This window comes from Mesorhizobium sp. WSM4837 (assembly GCF_055811435.1).
Window position 1 is genome coordinate 1 of sequence record NZ_JBVVQE010000035.1, and the last position, 17,031, is coordinate 17,031.

General features: G+C 65.2%; 19 protein-coding genes and 1 tRNA gene. 14 read left to right on the forward strand and 6 right to left on the reverse strand.

The window, feature by feature from the left end; translation table 11 throughout:
- A partial coding sequence (locus AC0L3D_RS20485) for a precorrin-6A/cobalt-precorrin-6A reductase (RefSeq protein ID WP_473645687.1) occupies positions 1-524 on the reverse strand: 524 nt, incomplete at its 3' end.
- Positions 525-678: 154 nt separating this feature from the next.
- Between AC0L3D_RS20485 and cbiE the strand changes: the two genes are divergently transcribed.
- The 8 genes from cbiE to AC0L3D_RS20525 all read left to right on the forward strand — a co-directional run bounded on the left by cbiE (position 679) and on the right by AC0L3D_RS20525 (position 7,648).
- A complete protein-coding gene (gene cbiE, locus AC0L3D_RS20490; RefSeq protein ID WP_473645650.1) occupies positions 679-1,908 on the forward strand; it encodes a precorrin-6y C5,15-methyltransferase (decarboxylating) subunit CbiE in 1,230 nt (409 codons plus the stop codon).
- Positions 1,905-2,291, forward strand: coding sequence for a cobalamin biosynthesis protein (locus AC0L3D_RS20495; RefSeq protein WP_023798839.1), 387 nt, complete (start codon positions 1,905-1,907; stop codon positions 2,289-2,291). The genes cbiE and AC0L3D_RS20495 overlap by 4 nt, the downstream gene beginning before the upstream one ends.
- The gene (gene cobM, locus AC0L3D_RS20500; RefSeq protein ID WP_473630280.1) at positions 2,288-3,052 is read left to right on the forward strand and encodes a precorrin-4 C(11)-methyltransferase; all 765 of its coding nucleotides are present in this window, start codon (positions 2,288-2,290) and stop codon (positions 3,050-3,052) included. The genes AC0L3D_RS20495 and cobM overlap by 4 nt, the downstream gene beginning before the upstream one ends.
- Positions 3,049-3,867 (forward strand): uroporphyrinogen-III C-methyltransferase, encoded by an 819-nt coding sequence (gene cobA / locus AC0L3D_RS20505; RefSeq protein WP_473645652.1) that lies wholly within the window; start codon positions 3,049-3,051, stop codon positions 3,865-3,867. The genes cobM and cobA overlap by 4 nt, the downstream gene beginning before the upstream one ends.
- Complete coding sequence (locus AC0L3D_RS20510) at positions 3,864-5,174, forward strand: cobyrinate a,c-diamide synthase (RefSeq protein ID WP_473645653.1); 1,311 nt, start codon at positions 3,864-3,866, stop codon at positions 5,172-5,174. Before cobA ends, AC0L3D_RS20510 begins: the two co-directional genes overlap by 4 nt.
- 41 nt (positions 5,175-5,215) lie before the next feature.
- Positions 5,216-5,995: an adenosylcobinamide-GDP ribazoletransferase gene (locus AC0L3D_RS20515; RefSeq protein WP_473630283.1), complete on the forward strand. Its 780-nt coding sequence runs from the start codon at positions 5,216-5,218 to the stop codon at positions 5,993-5,995.
- 24 nt (positions 5,996-6,019) lie between these two features.
- Entirely contained in the window at positions 6,020-7,030 is a 1,011-nt protein-coding gene (gene cobT / locus AC0L3D_RS20520) for a nicotinate-nucleotide--dimethylbenzimidazole phosphoribosyltransferase (RefSeq protein WP_473630284.1), read from the forward strand.
- Positions 7,031-7,111: 81 nt separating this feature from the next.
- Complete coding sequence (locus tag AC0L3D_RS20525) at positions 7,112-7,648, forward strand: MgtC/SapB family protein (RefSeq protein WP_473645655.1); 537 nt, start codon at positions 7,112-7,114, stop codon at positions 7,646-7,648.
- A gap of 111 nt (positions 7,649-7,759) precedes the next feature.
- Here AC0L3D_RS20525 and AC0L3D_RS20530 read toward each other — a convergent pair.
- Both AC0L3D_RS20530 and AC0L3D_RS20535 read right to left on the reverse strand, forming a co-directional pair.
- A tRNA-Lys gene (locus tag AC0L3D_RS20530) sits at positions 7,760-7,835 on the reverse strand.
- Between the two features lie 104 nt (positions 7,836-7,939).
- Complete coding sequence (locus tag AC0L3D_RS20535; RefSeq protein ID WP_287327690.1) at positions 7,940-8,851, reverse strand: PhzF family phenazine biosynthesis protein; 912 nt, start codon at positions 8,849-8,851, stop codon at positions 7,940-7,942.
- A gap of 126 nt (positions 8,852-8,977) precedes the next feature.
- On the opposite strand from AC0L3D_RS20535, the gene AC0L3D_RS20540 reads away from it, so the two are divergent.
- From AC0L3D_RS20540 to AC0L3D_RS20555, 4 genes are all read left to right on the forward strand, one after another.
- Positions 8,978-10,270 carry an efflux RND transporter periplasmic adaptor subunit gene (locus AC0L3D_RS20540; protein ID WP_473630286.1) on the forward strand — a complete coding sequence of 431 codons (1,293 nt, stop codon included), beginning with the start codon at positions 8,978-8,980 and terminating at the stop codon, positions 10,268-10,270.
- A 4-nt stretch (positions 10,271-10,274) separates the two neighbouring features.
- Complete coding sequence (locus AC0L3D_RS20545; protein ID WP_031254763.1) at positions 10,275-10,979, forward strand: ABC transporter ATP-binding protein; 705 nt, start codon at positions 10,275-10,277, stop codon at positions 10,977-10,979.
- A gap of 2 nt (positions 10,980-10,981) precedes the next feature.
- Positions 10,982-12,199 (forward strand): ABC transporter permease, encoded by a 1,218-nt coding sequence (locus tag AC0L3D_RS20550; protein ID WP_473630287.1) that lies wholly within the window; start codon positions 10,982-10,984, stop codon positions 12,197-12,199.
- A gap of 120 nt (positions 12,200-12,319) precedes the next feature.
- Positions 12,320-12,562 (forward strand): hypothetical protein, encoded by a 243-nt coding sequence (locus AC0L3D_RS20555; RefSeq protein ID WP_023798829.1) that lies wholly within the window; start codon positions 12,320-12,322, stop codon positions 12,560-12,562.
- Positions 12,563-12,660: 98 nt separating this feature from the next.
- On the opposite strand, the gene AC0L3D_RS20560 is transcribed toward AC0L3D_RS20555, so the two are convergent.
- Positions 12,661-13,377 (reverse strand): hypothetical protein, encoded by a 717-nt coding sequence (locus AC0L3D_RS20560; protein WP_473630288.1) that lies wholly within the window; start codon positions 13,375-13,377, stop codon positions 12,661-12,663.
- A 12-nt stretch (positions 13,378-13,389) separates the two neighbouring features.
- Positions 13,390-14,502, reverse strand: coding sequence for an endonuclease/exonuclease/phosphatase family protein (locus AC0L3D_RS20565; protein WP_287323899.1), 1,113 nt, complete (start codon positions 14,500-14,502; stop codon positions 13,390-13,392).
- A gap of 152 nt (positions 14,503-14,654) precedes the next feature.
- On the opposite strand from AC0L3D_RS20565, the gene AC0L3D_RS20570 reads away from it, so the two are divergent.
- Both AC0L3D_RS20570 and AC0L3D_RS20575 read left to right on the forward strand, forming a co-directional pair.
- Positions 14,655-15,257 (forward strand): BA14K family protein, encoded by a 603-nt coding sequence (locus AC0L3D_RS20570; protein WP_287259827.1) that lies wholly within the window; start codon positions 14,655-14,657, stop codon positions 15,255-15,257.
- Positions 15,258-15,437: 180 nt separating this feature from the next.
- Entirely contained in the window at positions 15,438-15,722 is a 285-nt protein-coding gene (locus AC0L3D_RS20575; protein ID WP_287317112.1) for a PilZ domain-containing protein, read from the forward strand.
- Positions 15,723-15,927: 205 nt separating this feature from the next.
- On the opposite strand, the gene ilvC is transcribed toward AC0L3D_RS20575, so the two are convergent.
- A complete protein-coding gene (gene ilvC / locus AC0L3D_RS20580; RefSeq protein ID WP_023798824.1) occupies positions 15,928-16,947 on the reverse strand; it encodes a ketol-acid reductoisomerase in 1,020 nt (339 codons plus the stop codon).
- Between the last annotated feature and the right edge of the window lie 84 nt (positions 16,948-17,031).

The window sequence follows — 17,031 nt, forward strand, 5'->3', positions numbered from 1 at the left end:
CCCGCCCCCGGGAGGCTGGCGGGGGCGCCCACCGGGGGCGGGGCCCCGCCGGCCGCCCCGGGGCCGACTTTATATTGGGCGGGGCCCGCCGCGCCCTGGGCGGCCACCTCCTGCCGGCCAAGCGCCAGGAAAACGCGGCGTGGCGCAGCGGCCAGGGCCGTCACCGCGCTGCCAACGCTGTCGACCAGCGTCCAGCGGTCGCCTTCGGCAGGCTCCCAGCCCGGGCGCCTGAGCGCAACGATCGGCACGCCGGCCTCTCGCGCCGCTGCCGCGGCATTGGCCGAGATCTGCGCCGCATAGGTATGCGTGGCGTCGACCAGCAGCTCGATGCGGGTCTCGCGGAGGTAGGCAGCCAGCCCGTCGGCGCCGCCGAAACCGCCTACCCTCGTCGGCACGCCTTGCGCGACAGGATTTTCAGTGCGGCCGGCCAGCGACAATGTGATCGCAAGATCGGCACGCGCGGCCAGCTTTCCCGCCAGTTGCCGGGCTTCGGTGGTTCCGCCGAGGATCAGAATGCGCTTCATTGGCACCACGTCAGGCCACGCCGAGCTGCCCCTCACCCTTACCCTCTCCCCGTGGAGGACGGGGAGAGGGGGACGCCAGCGTTGCGGCCAGTTCCCTTCTCCCCGTCACTATACGGGGAGAAGGTGCCGGCAGGCGGATGAGGGGCGGCGCGGCATGGCAAACAATAAACAGCCAACACCAAAATGGCTCACAATCGTCGGCATCGGCGAGGACGGTGTAGCGGGTCTCGGTGACGAGGCCAAGCGGCTGATCGCCGAGGCCGAATTCGTCTTCGGCGGCACGCGCCACCTTGCGCTCGTCGTGTCGCTCGCCAAAGGCGAAGCCCGTGCCTGGCCGACCCCTTTCGATGCCGAGATGCGCGACGTGCTGGCGCTTTCCGGCAGGCGAGTCTGCGTGCTGGCGTCGGGCGATCCGTTCTTCCATGGCGTCGGCGTCACTCTTGCTCGCAAAATTCCTTCCCAGGAGATGCAGGTGATTCCTGCGCCTTCGGCCATGTCGCTGGCCGCCGCCCGCCTCGGCTGGGCGCTGCAGGATATCGAGACCATTTCGCTGCACGGCCGCTCGCTCGACCTGATCCGGCCGTTGCTGCATCCGGGCACCCGCATCCTTGCGCTGACCTCGGACGGCGATGCACCAGCAACGATTGCGCGCCTGCTGGCCGAACTCGGCTTCGGCGTCTCGCAGATGACGGCACTTGAGGCGCTGGGCGGCCCGAACGAAAGGCTGCGCTCGGTGCGCGCAGACGCCTTCGATCTGGAAAAGATCAATCCGCTCAACGTTCTGGCGGTCGAAGTTGACTCAACATCGGGAGCACGCATCCTGCCGCTGACATCGGGCCTTGCCGATCACTTGTTCGAGCATGACGGCCAGATCACCAAGCGCGAGGTGCGCGCCATCACCCTGTCGGCCCTCGCCCCCAGGCGCGGCGAGTTGCTGTGGGACATCGGCGCCGGCTCCGGCTCGATCGGCATCGAATGGATGCTCGCCCATCCGACGATGCGCGCTACTGCCATCGAGGCCGATCCAACCCGCGCCGCCCGCATCCGCCGCAACGGTTCCGCCTGCGGCGTGCCCGGACTTGCCGTGATAGAGGGTTCGGCGCCGCAGGCGCTCGCCGGATTGGAGACGCCGGACGCGATCTTCATCGGCGGTGGCGGCAGCGATACCGGCGTGCTGGAAACGGCCCTCGAGGCCCTGCGTGCTGGCGGCCGGCTGGTCGCCAATGCGGTGACGCTGGAGATGGAGGCGCTGCTGCTCGCCCGTCACGCGTCGCTCGGCGGCGATCTCACCCGCATCGCACTATCCCGCGCTTCGCCGGTTGGCTCGATGCAGGCCTGGCGGCCGGCCATGCCGGTCAGCCAATGGAGCTGGGTCAAGCCATGATGGTCGCGGGCATCGGCAGTCGCAAGGGCGTCAGCGCAAGGGATGTGCTTGCCGCCATAGAAACCGTTCTGGAAGCACATGGGCTGGCGATGACGGCGCTTTCGGCGCTCGCCACCGCTTCTCAGAAGCAGGACGAGCAGGCAATCTTCTCTGCGGGCCGCGAACTCGCTCTTCCAGTGATCGTTGTCGAGGACGCTGCGCTCGAGGCCGCGTCGCCGCGCGCAATCAGCCGTTCCGACCTGTCGCAGGCGCGTGCCGGCACGCCGTCGGTTTCCGAAGCCTCGGCGCTTGCTGCCGCGGGCAAAGGCGCAAAACTGCTCGGGCCGCGCACCGTGCTTGGCCCGGTCACCTGCGCCATCGCCATCAGCGGAGACGCCGCATGACCGTCCACTTCATCGGCGCCGGACCGGGCGCGGCCGACCTCATCACCTTGCGCGGCAGCCGGCTGCTGGCAAGCTGCCCGGTCTGCCTCTATGCCGGCTCGATCGTCGCCCCGGAACTGTTGCAGCACTGCGCGCCCGGCACGAAGCTGATCGACACCGCGCCGATGTCGCTCGACGAGATCGAAGCGGAGTACCTGGCGGCCCACCAGGCCGGCCACGATGTCTCCCGCCTGCATTCCGGCGACCTGTCGGTGTGGAGCGCTGTCGCCGAGCAGATCCGCCGGCTGGAGAAGCACGGCATCGCCTATACGCTGACGCCGGGCGTGCCCTCCTTCGCGGCTGCCGCGGCAGTGCTTCGCCGCGAGCTGACCATTCCCGAAGTCGCGCAAAGCCTGGTGCTGACCCGCATCTCCGGCCGCGCGTCCAAAATGCCGCCTGGCGAAACCCTGGCCGGCTTCGGCCGCACCGGCGCGACGCTCGCCATTCATCTTGCCATCCACGTCATCGACCGCATCGTCGCCGAGCTGACGCCGTTCTATGGCGCCGATTGCCCGGTAGCGGTCGTCTTCCGTGCCTCCTGGCCGGACGAGCGCGTGCTGACCGGCACGCTGGCGACGATCGAGGCGCAACTGGCCGCCGATCCGATGGAGCGCACGGCAATCATCTTTGTCGGCCGCTCGCTGGCAGCGGAAAACTTTGGCGAGAGTTCACTTTACGACGCCCACTACCAGCGGCGTTTTCGCGGACGGGACGGATTGTGAACGACGGCACCAGAAACAACAGAGGAAACACCACGATCGAACAGGCTTTGGCCCGGCTCAACTTCAAGCCGCGCCAGCTTGAGCCCGGCCATGTCTGGCTGGCCGGCGCCGGCCCTGGCGATCCCGGCTGCCTGACGCTGGAAGTGCTGGCCGCACTTGGGCAGTGCGATGCCCTCGTCTATGACGCACTGGTCTCTCCCGATATCGTGGCAGTGGCGTCGGGCGCCGTGCTTTTTTACGCCGGCAAGCGTGGCGGCCAACCGTCGATGAAGCAGGACGACATCACCGCTTTGCTGGTGCGGCTGGCGCGAGAAGGCCGCCGCGTCGTCAGGCTGAAAGGCGGCGACCCCTATATTTTCGGCCGCGGCGGCGAAGAGGCGCTGGCGCTGGCGCGCCAAAACATCCCGTTCCGCGTGCTGTCCGGCCTGACCTCGGGCCTCAGCGCGCTTGCCGGAGCCGGCATCCCGGCCACCATGCGCGGCATCAACAAGGCGGTGATCCTGGCCACCGGCCACGCCGCCGGCACCGACGACGACCTCGACTGGAAAGCAATCGCCCGCACCGGCCAGCCGGTCGTCGTCTATATGGGCATGGCCAATCTGCCGTTGATATCAGCCTCGCTGCTTGGCGGCGGCCTGCCGCCTTCGACGCCTGCTGCAGTGATCGTCGCCGCGACGACGCCGCAGGAGCGCATCGTCGTCGCCACCCTCGCCACCATTGCCGAGGAGGCGGCCGCCGCCGGGTTGACCGCGCCGGCGCTGATCGTCGTCGGCGGCATCGTCGCGATGCGCGCGGCATTGGCGGGCGAGCCATGACCCGCGCGATCATCATCGGCGCGCCGCGCTCAGGCTCGGGCAAGACCAGCGTCACCATCGGTATCTTGCGCGCGCTTTCCCGGCGCGGCCTCAAGGTGCGCGGCGCCAAATCCGGCCCCGATTATATCGACCCAGGTTTCCACACCGCCGCGACAGGCCTTTCCGGCGTCAATCTCGACAGCTGGGCGATGCCGCCTGCTTTGCTCAACGCGCTGGCCGGCGACGCAACTGAAGATGCCGATTTCATCTTCCTGGAAAGCGCCATGGGCCTGTTCGACGGGATTCCGGTTGCTCCGGGCCGCACCGGCTCGGCGGCCGATCTCGCACGGCTCTACGGCCTGCCGGTGCTGCTGGTGCTCGACGTTTCCGGACAGTCGACCACGGCGGCAGCCGTCGCCAAGGGGTTTGCCAGCTATGACCCCGATGTGCGCATGGCCGGCGTCGTGCTCAACCGGCTGGGCAGCGAGCGCCACCGACGTCTCTGCAGCGACGCGATCGAGGCGATCGGCCTGCCGGTGGTCGGCGCGATCCTGCGCGATCCCTCGATCGACCTGCCGGAGCGGCATCTCGGCCTCGTCCAGGCCGGCGAATACGAGAATCTGATGGCGCATCTCGACCGGCTGGCCGACATGGTCGAACGCTCGCTCGATCTCGACGCCATCATGGCGCTGGCGGCGCCCTTCGCACCCGCTACCGGCAGTTACGGCGACGCGCTGCCACCGCCCGGCCAGCGCATCGCACTGGCAGAGGATGCCGCCTTCACCTTCCTCTATCCGCATGTCGCCGCGCATTGGCGCAAGGCAGGGGCTGAAATCATCCGCTTCTCGCCGCTTGCCGACGAAGCGCCCGGCGAAAATTGCGATGTCTGCTGGCTGCCCGGCGGCTATCCCGAGCTTCACGCCGGCCGGCTTGCGGCGGCTGCGAATTTCAGGGCCGGCATCGAGGCGTTTGCGGCAACACGGCCGGTGCATGGCGAGTGCGGCGGCTTCATGGTGCTCGGCAAAGCGCTGGAGGACGCATCGGGCGAGACGCACGCCATGCTCGGCCTGCTCGGTCACTCGACCAGCTTTGCCAAGCGAAAGATGAACCTCGGCTACCGCGAGGCGCGGCTGCGCGCCGATTGTCCGCTGGGAGACCAAGGCGCGCTGATCCGCGGCCACGAATTCCACTATGCGCAGATGATTGCCACCGGCAGTGACGAACCCTTGGCCGACCTCGCTGATGGCCAAGGCAATCCGCTCGGCACCTCCGGCTACCGCCGCGGCCATGTCAGCGGCACGTTCTTCCATGCCATTGCGAGAGGCTAGAGCATGATCCCGAAAAGTGGGCCCGGTTTTCGGAATAGATCATGCTCAAACTCCAGAACATGACACTCTCCACTCGGCAAATCCTCGATGACATCGCGCTCTGCGTCGTCTTCTTCACCCGGCTGCCGCTGCCGGTCGTCGATTTTCGGGACCGCAGCCTTGCTGCCGCGATCTGGGCGGCGCCGGTCGCCGGCCTTGCCGTCGCGCTGATCGGCGGCTTGGTCTACGCGGTCGGGACCTGGCTCGGTCTTGCCGCCGGCCCGGCAGCAGCACTGACCTTGGCCGCAACCTTGCTCGCCACCGGCTGCATGCATGAGGACGGGCTTTCGGATGTCGCCGACGGCTTTGGCGGCGGCAGGACACGCGAGAAAAAACTGGAGATCATGCGCGACAGCCGCATCGGCGCCTATGGCGCCTGCGCGCTCGCCCTGTCGCTGCTTATCCGCTGGAGCGTGCTTTCGGAATTCGCCGGCCCGGCGTACGTGTTCTGGGCTCTGATTGCCGCGCATGCCGCCTCGCGCGGCTTGTTCGGCGCTTTCATGCATCTGTTGCCGGCGGCGCGCAGCGACGGCCTCTCGGCCGATGCAGGCCCCGTCTCGGCCGAAACCGCCATTGCCGGCGCCGTGCTCGGCGCCGTCGCGCTGCTGCTGCTAGGGTTCGGTGGCGCGGTCGCCGCATTCATCCTGCTCGGTCTTTTGTTTGCCGCCTTCCGCGAGCTGTGCCGCAACCAGATCGGCGGCCAGTCCGGCGACACGGTCGGCGCGCTGCAGCAGTCTGGCGAGATCGCAATCCTGCTCGTCGCTTCCGTTTGCCTTTCCTGACTCTGTTTCGGAGATTTTTCCCCCATGCCTTTCAAATCGCTTGATGAATTGCGCGCGGCCTGCCTCGATCTGCCTGCCGGCAGCGACGCCGCGGCAAATGCGGTCGCCCGCCGCCAGGACACGCTGACCAAGCCGCAAGGCAGCCTTGGCCGATTGGAATCCATAGCCGCATGGCTGGCCCGCTGGCAGGGCCGCGACATACCGCGGCTCGATCGCGTAAAAGTCCTGGTCTTTGCCGGCAACCACGGCGTCACCGCACAGGGCGTGTCGGCCTTCCCGTCGGAAGTCACCGTGCAGATGGTGGCGAATTTCGCCGGCGGCGGCGCCGCCATCAACCAGCTTGCCCGCATTGCCGGTGCCGAGCTCGATGTCATTCCGCTCAACCTCGATTATCCGACCGGCGATTTCACGCAAGTGCCGGCAATGGACGGCGAAGCCTTCCTCGCCGCCGTCTCGGCCGGCTACGGCGCGGTGACCAAAGACCTCGACCTCGTCTGTTTCGGCGAAATGGGTATCGGCAACACCACGCCGGCGGCAGCCATCTCGGCCGCCCTTTTTGGCGGCGGCGCGGAAAAATGGGCCGGGCGCGGCACCGGCGTCGACGATGCCGGCCTGGTGCGCAAGATCACTGCCATCGAAGCCGGCCTCAAGCGCCACGCCGAGGCCCTTGCCGACCCGCTGGGGATCGCGGCAGCCCTTGGCGGGCGCGAACTCGCCGCCATTTTCGGTGCGACGCTGGCCGCGCGCCATTCAGGCGTGCCGGTGCTGCTCGACGGCTTCGTCTGCACCGCCGCCGCCGCGCCCTTGGCAAGGTTGCACCCCGCCGGCCTCGCCCACACGCTTGCCGCCCATGTCTCGGCCGAATCCGGCCATCGCCGGCTGCTCGAGGCGCTCGGCCTGCCGCCGCTGCTCGACCTCGGCATGCGGCTCGGCGAAGGCTCCGGCGCCTGCCTCGCCGTCAACATCGTCCGCTCCGCGCTCGAATGCCATGCCCGCATGGCAAGCTTTGCCGAGGCCAGTGTTTCAGAGAAGTAATCTCGTCAACTTGGAATCAAGTCTTGCCCTGGGGAACCTGGCCGGCCCGAGCACGTTGTGGCCGGTCAGCCCGGGTTACGCATGCAACAGCTTCTCCAGGAATTCGGCCATCCGACATACGTCCCGTTTCCCGTTATTGCGGCGAGGCTTCTCTTGGCGTCGATCTTCGGTGCGGCGATCGGCTTCGAACGCGAATGGCGAAATCGGCCTGCCGGGCTTCGCACCCATATCCTGGTCTGCGTGGCGGCGGCTACCTTCGGTATTCTGACGATTGAAATTATTCACGCGCCGATGTTTCAGCAGGATTCCGTAAGGGTCGATCCGATTCGCGTTGTCGAAGCGGTCACCGCCGGCGTCGCGTTCCTTGCTGCCGGAACGATTTTGTTTTCGAAGGGCGAGGTTCACGGGCTGACGACCGGGGCTGGCATGTGGCTCTCCGGGGCAATCGGCGTGGCCTGCGGGCTCGGTCTGTGGCAAGTGGCGGCACTCGGCACGCTTTTGGTGCTGGTCGCGGCAGGCCTTCTCTATAGTTTTGCCCACAAGTCCGGTATTGGCGAGAACGCCGGACCAGAAAGGCCCATGTCGGAAGAAGACGTGTCCAAGCCGCCCAAAGGCTGAGGCTGCAACTGGAACCGAACGCGAATTGGAAACTAACCGTCAGATTTGGAACCGCTATGTTCGCGACACTCTTTCAGGCAGCGAGAAAGCGAGTAATATCAACGGATTAAATGGTGGGTGCGACAGGGATCGAACCTGTGACCCGCTGATTAAGAGTCAGCTGCTCTACCAACTGAGCTACGCACCCACTCGCCGGTAAAACCAGCGTCGGCGGGCATATAGCCGCCGCCATCCGCCATGTCCAGCCCTGCCGGATTCATTTCCCGACAAATCGGCTCGAGCCGATCGCGATCAGACGAACATCCGGCCTTCCGCCACCTTGACGGCATGGCCGCCGATGCGGGCGGCGGCCAGTTTGCCGCCTTCGACATTCAGTTCGAGGCGGATGCGCGAAGGCCGCCCCATCTCCAGCCCTTGTTCGATCCAACGCTGGGAAACACCCTCTCTCGGACCGTCGAAATGCATGATAGCGCCGGCGAAGGCGGCCGCCGCCGAACCGGTCGCCGGATCTTCATAGGATGGATTGCCCGGCACGATCATGCGGACATGAAAGGCGCTGTCGTGGTTCACCGTCTCGCGGCAATAGACATACGGGCTGGCGAGGGCCCAATCGCTCTTGCGGGGGGCCAGTTCCGACCACGCCTGGTTATCCAGCCTTATCCGGGCCGCCGCCTCCAGATCGGCGACCGGAATGGTCACGTAGGGCACGCCGGCCGACCAGAACGAGACGCGGTGGTTTTCGAAGCCGATTTCGTGCGGCCCCAGGCCAAGTGCCGCCCCGATCGCCTCCGGGTCGGCGGACAATTCCAGCTGCTCCGGCAGTTTGGCCAGGTCGAACTCGGCAAAGCTGGCGCCAGCGTGCTTGCTGACGGCGCAGCGCACCGGGCCGATGTTTTCTTCCAGGACGAAGATGCCGGCGGTGTCGCCATCGCCAGCCATTTCGGCAAGTGCAATCGCAGCGCCCACCGTCGGATGGCCGGCGAACGGCATCTCATGGTCGGGCGTGAAGATGCGGATGCGGGCGCGGTGCTTGGGATTGTCGGGCGGCAGCACGAAAACGGTTTCCGACAGGTTGAACTCGCCCGCGATAGCCTGCATCGCGGCTGTGTCCAGTCCCTTGCTGTCAAGCACGACGGCCAGCGGATTGCCGCCCAGCCGCTCGGTGGTGAACACGTCGTAAAGTAAGTAATTCCGGGTCAGCATTGTAGAAAGCCTTCTGCCTCAATCCCAACAGGGGCCCAAACATGGGCGAAATTTAATTTGATATTTGAACCATTCGGCCTGATCAGTGCACCGGTTGGGACATCACTGGTATTATAGGGGTCCGGCGTGGACCAGATTGTCAATCTGCCAAAGACGGAATCCACTTCCGACATAAAGACGGCACTCGGGCTCGACCGCCTGGGTCTGAAGAAGAAACGGCGTCGCGGCTGGCTTTATGGCCTGCTTGTGCTGGTCGTCGTCGCCGCAAGCCTGGCGGGGTACCAATGGTATGCCGCGTCTCCCGCCAAGATCGACTATACCACTGTGCCGGCCGCTGTCGCCGACCTCACGGTCGAAGTATCGGCGACCGGCACGCTGCAGCCGCTCACCCAAGTCGACATTTCGAGCGAACTGTCCGGCGTCGTCCGCTCGGTCGCGGTCAACGAGAACCAGCAGGTGAAGAAGGGCGATGTGCTGGCGGCGCTCGACACCACCAAGCTGGAGGTGCAGATCGAGCGCGCCGAGGCTTCCGCCAAGGCGGCGGCCGCCAATGTCGAGACCGCCACCGTAACCCTCACCGAAAACGAAAGGGCGGTTGCGCGCGCGGCGGCGCTCACCAAGCGCGGCATGGCGACTGACCAGTCGCTTGAAGCGGCGACAGCGACGCGCGACCGCTCAAAGGCAGCGCTCGACAGCGCCAAAGCCAATCTGGCCATCGCCAATGCCGATCTCAAGGCGCAGCAGACGGACTTCGCCAAAAGCACCATCTATGCGCCCATCGACGGCATCGTTCTCACGCGCTCGGTCGATCCCGGCCAGACGGTTGCCTCCTCGCTGCAAGCGCCGGTGCTGTTCGTCATCGCCGCCGACCTGAGGAACATGGAGTTGAAGGCAGCGGTCGACGAGGCCGACATCGGCGCGGTCAAGCCCGGCCAGCATGCCCGCTTCACCGTCGACGCCTTTCCCGAGCGGCCGTTCGATGCCGAGATCCGCGACATCTCTTATGCCTCGGTCACCACCGACGGCGTCGTCACCTACGACGCGCGGTTCGAGGTCGACAACAACGAGCTGCTGTTGCGGCCCGGGATGACTGCCACCGTTTCGGTCGTCACCAGGCAGGCCAAGGGCGTGCTCACCGTGCCGTCGACAGCTTTCCGTTACCGGCCGGCGGCATCCACTGCCCGAGCGTGGAGCCTGAGCGACCTGTTCACGGGCCGTATGGGCCGTCCACGCGGCAACCGCCAGCGCCAGGCGACGGCGCAGCCCACCGACGGCTCGCGCACGCTCTACGTGCTGGAGAATGGCCGGCCCCGGCCGGTCAACGTCAAAGTCGGCTCCACCGATGGCGAGCTGACCGAGATCACCTCCGGTCTCGCAGAAGGTGCGCAAGTCATCATCGCAGCGCAGCAGCGGAGCTGAAATCATGTCAGGCTCGCTGCTCATCACCTTCGACAAGGTCTGGAAGAGCTATGGCCAGGGCGAGGCCACGGTGCATGCGCTGGCTGGCGTCGATCTTGCCATCCGCAGCGGCGAATCCGTCGCCATCATGGGTCCGTCCGGCTCGGGCAAATCGACGGCGATGAACATCATCGGCTGCCTCGACACGCCGACGGCCGGAACCTACAGCTTCATGGGCATCGATGCTGGCCGCCTCGACCGCAACCGCCGCGCCATGCTGCGCAATCTCTATGTCGGCTTCGTCTTCCAGGGCTACAATCTCCTGCCGCGCACCACCGCGGTGGAGAATGTCGAACTGCCGCTGATCTATCGCGGCGTCGCCGCCCGCGAGCGTCACGACCTCGCGATGAAGGCGCTGGCCGAGGTCGGCCTTGTCGGCCGCGAGCACCACACGCCGGCCGAGCTCTCCGGCGGCCAGCAGCAGCGCGTGGCGATCGCGCGCGCCATCGTCACCAGGCCGACCCTGCTCGTCGCCGACGAACCGACCGGCAATCTCGACACCGCACGCACGCACGAGATCATGGAGCTGCTGACGCGGCTGAACACCGAGCTTGGCCTGACCATCGCCATGGTCACCCACGAGGCCGATGTCGCTGCTTATGCCGAGCGCACAATTCGCTTCCTCGACGGCCACGTCGCCTCCGATGCCATGAACCTTGAGGTGGTGTAACCATGATCTGGGAAACCGTCCGCCTCTCGCTGCTTTCAGTGCGCCGCAACGTGCTGCGCTCGTTTCTGACGCTGCTCGGCATCGTCATCGGCGTTGCGGCCGTCATCGCCATGCTCACCATCGGCTCGGGCACCACTGAAAAGGTAAAGGCCGACATTTCCAAGCTCGGCAGCAATTTGCTGGTTGTCCGCCCCGGCCGTCCGGCCGGACCCGGCGGACCGGGAGGGCTCGACCAGGCCACACGTCCGCTCGGCAGCAAGGAACTTGCCGCGCTCGTCACCCATCTGAGCGGCGCCCGCGCCATCTCGCCTGCCTCGCAAAAGCAGGTCCGTGTCATCTTCGGCACCGAAAGCCTTACGTCGGGTGTCACCGGCACCGACAGCGCCTATCTCGATGCGCGCGACTGGAAGCTGGTCTCGGGCCGACCGTTCAGCGATTCTGAAATCCGCTCGGGCACCGGCGTCTGCCTGATCGGCGAAACCGTGCGCCAGCAGTTCTTCGGCGCCGGCGACCCCGAAGGCGAGATCATTCGCGTCAACCGCACCTCGTGCAAGATCATCGGCCTGCTCGAGCCGAAGGGCTATACCGGCTTCGGCCAGGATCAGGACAATGTCGTGCTGATGCCGCTCGCCGCCTACCAGCGTCGGATCGCCGGCAACCGCGACATCGATTCGATCTACGTCGCCGCCGACGACAGGACGCCGACCACCGAGCTGCTGCCGCGCGTCGAGGACATCTTGCGCGATGCACGCCGCATCCCGCCGGACCGCGAAGACGACTTCTCGATACGCGACATGACCCAGATTGCCGACGCCATGGCGAGCGCCACCACTACGATGACCGGCATGCTGGGAGCGGTCGCCGGCGTCAGCCTGTTGGTCGGCGGCATCGGCATCATGAACATCATGCTGGTGTCGGTCACCGAGCGCACCCGCGAGATCGGCATAAGGCTGGCCATCGGCGCGCATGAAAAGCACATCCTCATCCAGTTCCTCGTCGAGGCGACCGTGCTGTCGCTGCTCGGCGGCATCATCGGCATCCTGATCGGCCTGGCGCTGGCCGGCGTCGCCTCGCTGACGCTGGCCATCCCGTTTGCGCCAAGCCCGGCGGTGATCCTGCTCGCCGTCGGCTTCTCGGCGCTGATCGGCATGGTATTCGGTTTCTTCCCGGCGCTGCGCGGCGCGCGGCTCGATCCGATCGACGCGCTGAGGCATGAATAGCGCGGCGCGGCGTGCGTCGCCTTCAGATGTCCCCAAAATATTGACGCGGCCGTCGCCCTGCCCCTGTCGCGGAACAGCCCGCGGTGCTAGCAATCGCCTTGGGGATAGGGGGATAGTGGGATGAGCAAGAAAGAGCGAGTGGCTTTGGTGACGGTGATCATCGAGGCCGCATTGGCGGGGCTTTGGTGGTACTTGGCCAGCTATGGCATGGCCAACCCCGATCATGTCACCGCCGACTTCCAGCAGGTTGTCGGTCAGACGATGGGAACGGCGATGGGTGCGGTGCTGGGTATCGGCGTCATGCTGTTTTTCGTCGCCGCCCGCTACGACCGCAAAACCATCGAAAACAAAATGCGTCATTAGAGCGACGTGCGTCCACTTGGACGCACAAGTACGCTCTAACACTTTGAATCTGCGCATCGTGCTTTCCGAAAATCGATTCCGATTTTCGGCCCGATGCGTTAGTCCTTGTCGGCAAAATGCCACTCGATCAGTGGCTTCATGTGCGGCATCAGCCCGTCCGGCAGGTCATCGGCACTGCGGATGATGACAGGCCCGTCGATCTCCGGCTCTGCCTCGGTGGCGACAAAGGCGCTGATGCGCTGCGCGATCTCGTCGGCGGATGCCGCTTCGCGATAGCGGCGAAAGATCACCGTGCCGGTTGCCGTCGACAGGGCATAGTAGCGCCTGCCGCGCGCCGCGCCGGCAAGGTCGAGGCCGGTTTCTTCCTGCACCTCGCGGATCATGTTGAAGTCGACATCGACAAGGCCGTCGCGGAAATCGGTTGGCTCGAACGAGCCGGCGGCGAAGTAGACGCGACCGGCATTGACGGTGTGCGACGCCATGCGGATCGCCACCAGCGCATTGTCGCCGGCGACCAGCATGGCATGGGCATAGGCGTGCTCGGCCCCCGCCACCTGGCGATTGCCGCGCCAAAGCATGAAGGTCGAGTAGCGCACCGCATGGCAGCGACCGACGAGGCTGTTGTCGCGATAGCGGAGCGCCGAAAGCAGCACCACTGTGCCGTCGAACAACGCCGGGTTGGCTCCGGTCTCGCGCCGCCAATTCTCGGCGATCGCTTGCGCATTATCGCGTTCGAACGGATGCGGGCCGGGGTCGAGCCTGACATCGACGGCGTCGACCGGAAGGATGATGTTGCGCGGCAGGTCGAAGCTCAACGAAAACGATCCTCAGGTCATTTCAAGGGTGATCGCCACAGGACAGTGGTCCGACGCCTTCGGCCGGTCCCAGCCGCAACGCGGAAACCGGTCCACCTCCTGGCCTGCCGGAAAGATCGTGCGCCAGGGCTGGCCGTTGCGGATGATGTCGGGAACGGCGGTCGCGTTCCTGGCTGCCAGTGCCTTCGACAACAGGATGTAGTCGAGCTGGCACAGATGCCGCTCTTGCGGCCCGCGCGTATGGTACAAGGTCCAACGGTCCATTTCCGGGCGCCGCTCGACCGCATTCTCGCAAAAGCCGCCGGCGGTGAGCACGTTGAGGCAGGACTGGCTCTCATCGATCACCTCGAAGCGGTAGCCGTCAAAGGCGTCGCCGGAGATCTTCACGCGCTGCCGATAGTCGTTCATGTCGCCGCAGATCGCCCAATATTTGTCGGCGGCGTGATCCCCACCGAAACGCTCCTCGATGATCCGGCGCACCGCTTGCGCCTCGGCGATGCGCAGCGGCATCGTCGCCTGGCGGCCGTCGAGGCCGTTGCGGGGCGTGCCCATCGACTTGAAATGCACCAGATAGAGCGTCAGCGGCACGCCACCGACGGTCAGGTCGATTTCCAGGCAGTCGCGCCTGAAGATGCGCTGGTTGGCCTGATGCCCGAACGCTGCCAGCTCCGGCGTGTGCAGGCCGAACTGCTCGAACGTGACATAGGCGTGGCTTGTCATGCGCACGAATTCGATCGGCTGGCCCTGCGCGGTCTCGTTGCGCATCATCACGGCGACGTCGATGCCGCGCGAATCATTGCCGGCGGTGGTGTATTTCTGGCGGTAGCCATGCCCGACCATCCTGAACAGATAGCCGTGTTCGAAAGCCTTCAGCGCCTCGATATTGTCGACCTCCTGCATGCAGATGATGTCGGCGCGGGTGGCGGCGATGGCCAATGCCGTCAGCTGCCGCGTATCGTCGGATTGCGCGATCGCCCGCGCCTGCTCCAGCATCTTGTATTCGGCCTCGCTCTGGATGTCGAAGAGCGCCAGCGTGCGATCCTCGTTGAGCTGGTTGCGGTATCCGGAAAAATCGAACCTGTTCATCAGGTTTTCGACATTGAAGGTGGCGAGGCGCAGCGACATGGCGGTGACCTTTGCCCACAAGCGCGGCCGAAAACAAGGCTGGGCGATGCCCATTCATGGTTGATGGAACGTTTCCGTTCATCTTCCGTTCAGACGCCAAGGTCCATGATTAAGGATTAGTCTGAGTGGGGCCTGAATCTTCGGAGAGTGAAATGAAACCGCTCTTTTTGACTACCATTCGATCGGGCATGTTGACCTTGGGTCTTGTTTCCGGCCTCTCGGCGCCTTCCATGGCCGGGCCCATTCAGCCTGACGTCCCGCTCCCAACTGCTGCCGCGGCACGCGAAATCGTGCCCGTGCGCGAGAGCTGGGCTGGCGGCAATAATAACGTCTGGATGCGTGGCCGTAATTTCTCCCGGAACTGGAACCGTGGCAATTGGAACCGTGGCAACTGGAACGGTGGGCGGCACTGGCGCCGCAACTGGAACGGTGGGCGGCACTGGCGCCATAATCGTGGCCGGTACTACGGTGGCGGCCATTACGGCCGGTACTACGGTGGCGGCTATTACGGCCGTTATTACGACGACGACGACAACGGCGCCGCCGCGCTTCTCGGTTTGGGCCTTGGGTTCGGCCTTGGCAGCCTGTACCAGGGCTACTACAACCAGGGTTACTACAACCGGGGCTACTACAACAACGGTTCGAGCGCCCATGTCCGCTGGTGCTACAATCGATACCGGTCGTATCGCACCTGGGACAACACGTTCCAACCCTATAACGGCCCGCGCCGGCAATGCTGGTCGCCCTATAGGTGATCGACTGATGCATTCCAGACGGCGCCGCCCCTCGCGGCGCCGTTTCCGCCTGGCGCAGCCTTCTTCTGAACTGTTCTTTGTCCGGCCAGGGCACCGCGAAATCGTTTCGCCACCGACGATAACGCTATGTTTATCAGGCGGGCCTAATTATCCTGCCGATCGCACCAGGGATTATGCGCGATGGCTGAAGACGAAAACAGGGACAAACGCAGGCAGCGCGTCTTCAAGGGCGCGACGATCCTGACCGGCATCACCAGGTCCGAGGTCACGTGCACGGTGCGCAACATGCATGACTCCGGCGCCGAATTGATGGTCTCGATCGACGCTCGCGTGCCCGACGAGTTCCTGCTCTATGTGCCGACTGACGGCATCGCCTACAAGGCAGTGGTCCGCTGGCGCCGCGAGGACCGCATCGGCGTGATGTTCACCGGCACCGAGCCAAAGCCCCACTGGCACTACGGCTAGATCCCCTGAACCGCATTCTCCAACCACCCAACCACACGGCCTTCATGTAAAAGCCGGCGGAGCGCTCCGCCGGCTTTTCCTGTGCAACGATAAAATTGCGGATTTCGGTCAGTTCTTGGCCTTGTCGACCAATTTGTTCTTCGAAATCTCCGCGCGCCCGCAGGGCGAAGCCCGAGGACGCGCAAGGAAACGAACGGGATTTCGGTCAGTTCTTGGCCTTGTCGACCAGCTTGTTCTTCGAAATCCACGGCATCATCGCGCGCAGCTTGGCGCCGACTTCCTCGATCTGATGGCTGTCGTTGTTGCGGCGGATGCCCTTGAAGCGCGACATGCCGGCGCGATACTCCTGCATCCATTCCGAGGTGAACTTGCCGGTCTGGATATCCTTCAGCACGCGCTTCATCTCGGCCTTGGTCTCGGCGGTGATGATGCGCGGGCCCGAAACATATTCGCCCCATTCGGCGGTGTTCGAGATCGAGTAGTTCATGTTGGCGATGCCGCCTTCATAGATCAGGTCGACGATCAGCTTGACCTCGTGCAGGCACTCGAAATAGGCCATTTCCGGTGCGTAGCCGGCTTCCACCAGCGTCTCGAAGCCAGCGCGGATCAGCTCGACCAGACCGCCGCACAGCACCACCTGCTCGCCAAACAGGTCGGTCTCGCATTCCTCGCGGAAATTGGTCTCGATGATGCCCGAACGGCCGCCGCCGACGCCGCAGGCATAGGACAGAGCGAGATCAAGCGCATTGCCCGAAGCATCCTGGTTGACCGCGACCAGGCACGGCACGCCGCCGCCCTTCTGGTATTCGCCGCGCACCGTGTGGCCGGGTCCCTTCGGCGCGATCATGACGACATCGACCGAGGCCTTCGGCTCGATCAGGCCAAAGTGCACGTTGAGGCCGTGGGCAAAGGCGATCGCCGCACCATCGCGGATGTTCGGCGCGATTTCGGACTTGTAGATGTCGGCCTGCAGCTCGTCCGGCGTCGCCATCATCATCAGGTCGGCCCATTTGGCGGCGTCCGCCACGCTCATCACCTTGAGCCCGTCGGCCTCGACTTTTTGGGCGGTCGCCGAGCCGGCCTTGAGGCCGATGGCGATTTCCCCAACGCCAGAATCCTTGAGATTGAGCGCATGCGCCCGGCCCTGGCTGCCATAGCCGATGATGGCGACCTTCTTGCCCTTGATCAGGTTGAGATCGGCGTCGCGATCGTAATAGACACGCATTTTTCTTCCTTCCCGTTTTTGAATTCAGAGCATAATGCCGAAAAGTGTGAAGCGGTTTTCGGACGACATCATGCTCTATCTCTT

What these genes read in the sequence shown, in the direction of transcription:
- AC0L3D_RS20495 (WP_023798839.1), top strand. Translation starts at nt 1,905, where the DNA reads ATGATGGTCGCGGGCATCGGCAGTCGCAAGGGCGTCAGCGCAAGGGAT.
- cbiE (WP_473645650.1), top strand. Translation starts at nt 679, where the DNA reads ATGGCAAACAATAAACAGCCAACACCAAAATGGCTCACAATCGTCGGC.
- AC0L3D_RS20545 (WP_031254763.1), top strand. Translation starts at nt 10,275, where the DNA reads ATGTCAGGCTCGCTGCTCATCACCTTCGACAAGGTCTGGAAGAGCTAT.
- AC0L3D_RS20570 (WP_287259827.1), top strand. Translation starts at nt 14,655, where the DNA reads ATGAAACCGCTCTTTTTGACTACCATTCGATCGGGCATGTTGACCTTG.
- AC0L3D_RS20550 (WP_473630287.1), top strand. Translation starts at nt 10,982, where the DNA reads ATGATCTGGGAAACCGTCCGCCTCTCGCTGCTTTCAGTGCGCCGCAAC.
- AC0L3D_RS20555 (WP_023798829.1), top strand. Translation starts at nt 12,320, where the DNA reads ATGAGCAAGAAAGAGCGAGTGGCTTTGGTGACGGTGATCATCGAGGCC.
- AC0L3D_RS20575 (WP_287317112.1), top strand. Translation starts at nt 15,438, where the DNA reads ATGGCTGAAGACGAAAACAGGGACAAACGCAGGCAGCGCGTCTTCAAG.
- AC0L3D_RS20535 (WP_287327690.1), bottom strand. Translation starts at nt 8,851, where the DNA reads ATGCTGACCCGGAATTACTTACTTTACGACGTGTTCACCACCGAGCGG.
- cobM (WP_473630280.1), top strand. Translation starts at nt 2,288, where the DNA reads ATGACCGTCCACTTCATCGGCGCCGGACCGGGCGCGGCCGACCTCATC.
- ilvC (WP_023798824.1), bottom strand. Translation starts at nt 16,947, where the DNA reads ATGCGTGTCTATTACGATCGCGACGCCGATCTCAACCTGATCAAGGGC.
- AC0L3D_RS20565 (WP_287323899.1), bottom strand. Translation starts at nt 14,502, where the DNA reads ATGTCGCTGCGCCTCGCCACCTTCAATGTCGAAAACCTGATGAACAGG.
- AC0L3D_RS20515 (WP_473630283.1), top strand. Translation starts at nt 5,216, where the DNA reads ATGCTCAAACTCCAGAACATGACACTCTCCACTCGGCAAATCCTCGAT.
- AC0L3D_RS20525 (WP_473645655.1), top strand. Translation starts at nt 7,112, where the DNA reads ATGCAACAGCTTCTCCAGGAATTCGGCCATCCGACATACGTCCCGTTT.
- AC0L3D_RS20510 (WP_473645653.1), top strand. Translation starts at nt 3,864, where the DNA reads ATGACCCGCGCGATCATCATCGGCGCGCCGCGCTCAGGCTCGGGCAAG.
- cobT (WP_473630284.1), top strand. Translation starts at nt 6,020, where the DNA reads ATGCCTTTCAAATCGCTTGATGAATTGCGCGCGGCCTGCCTCGATCTG.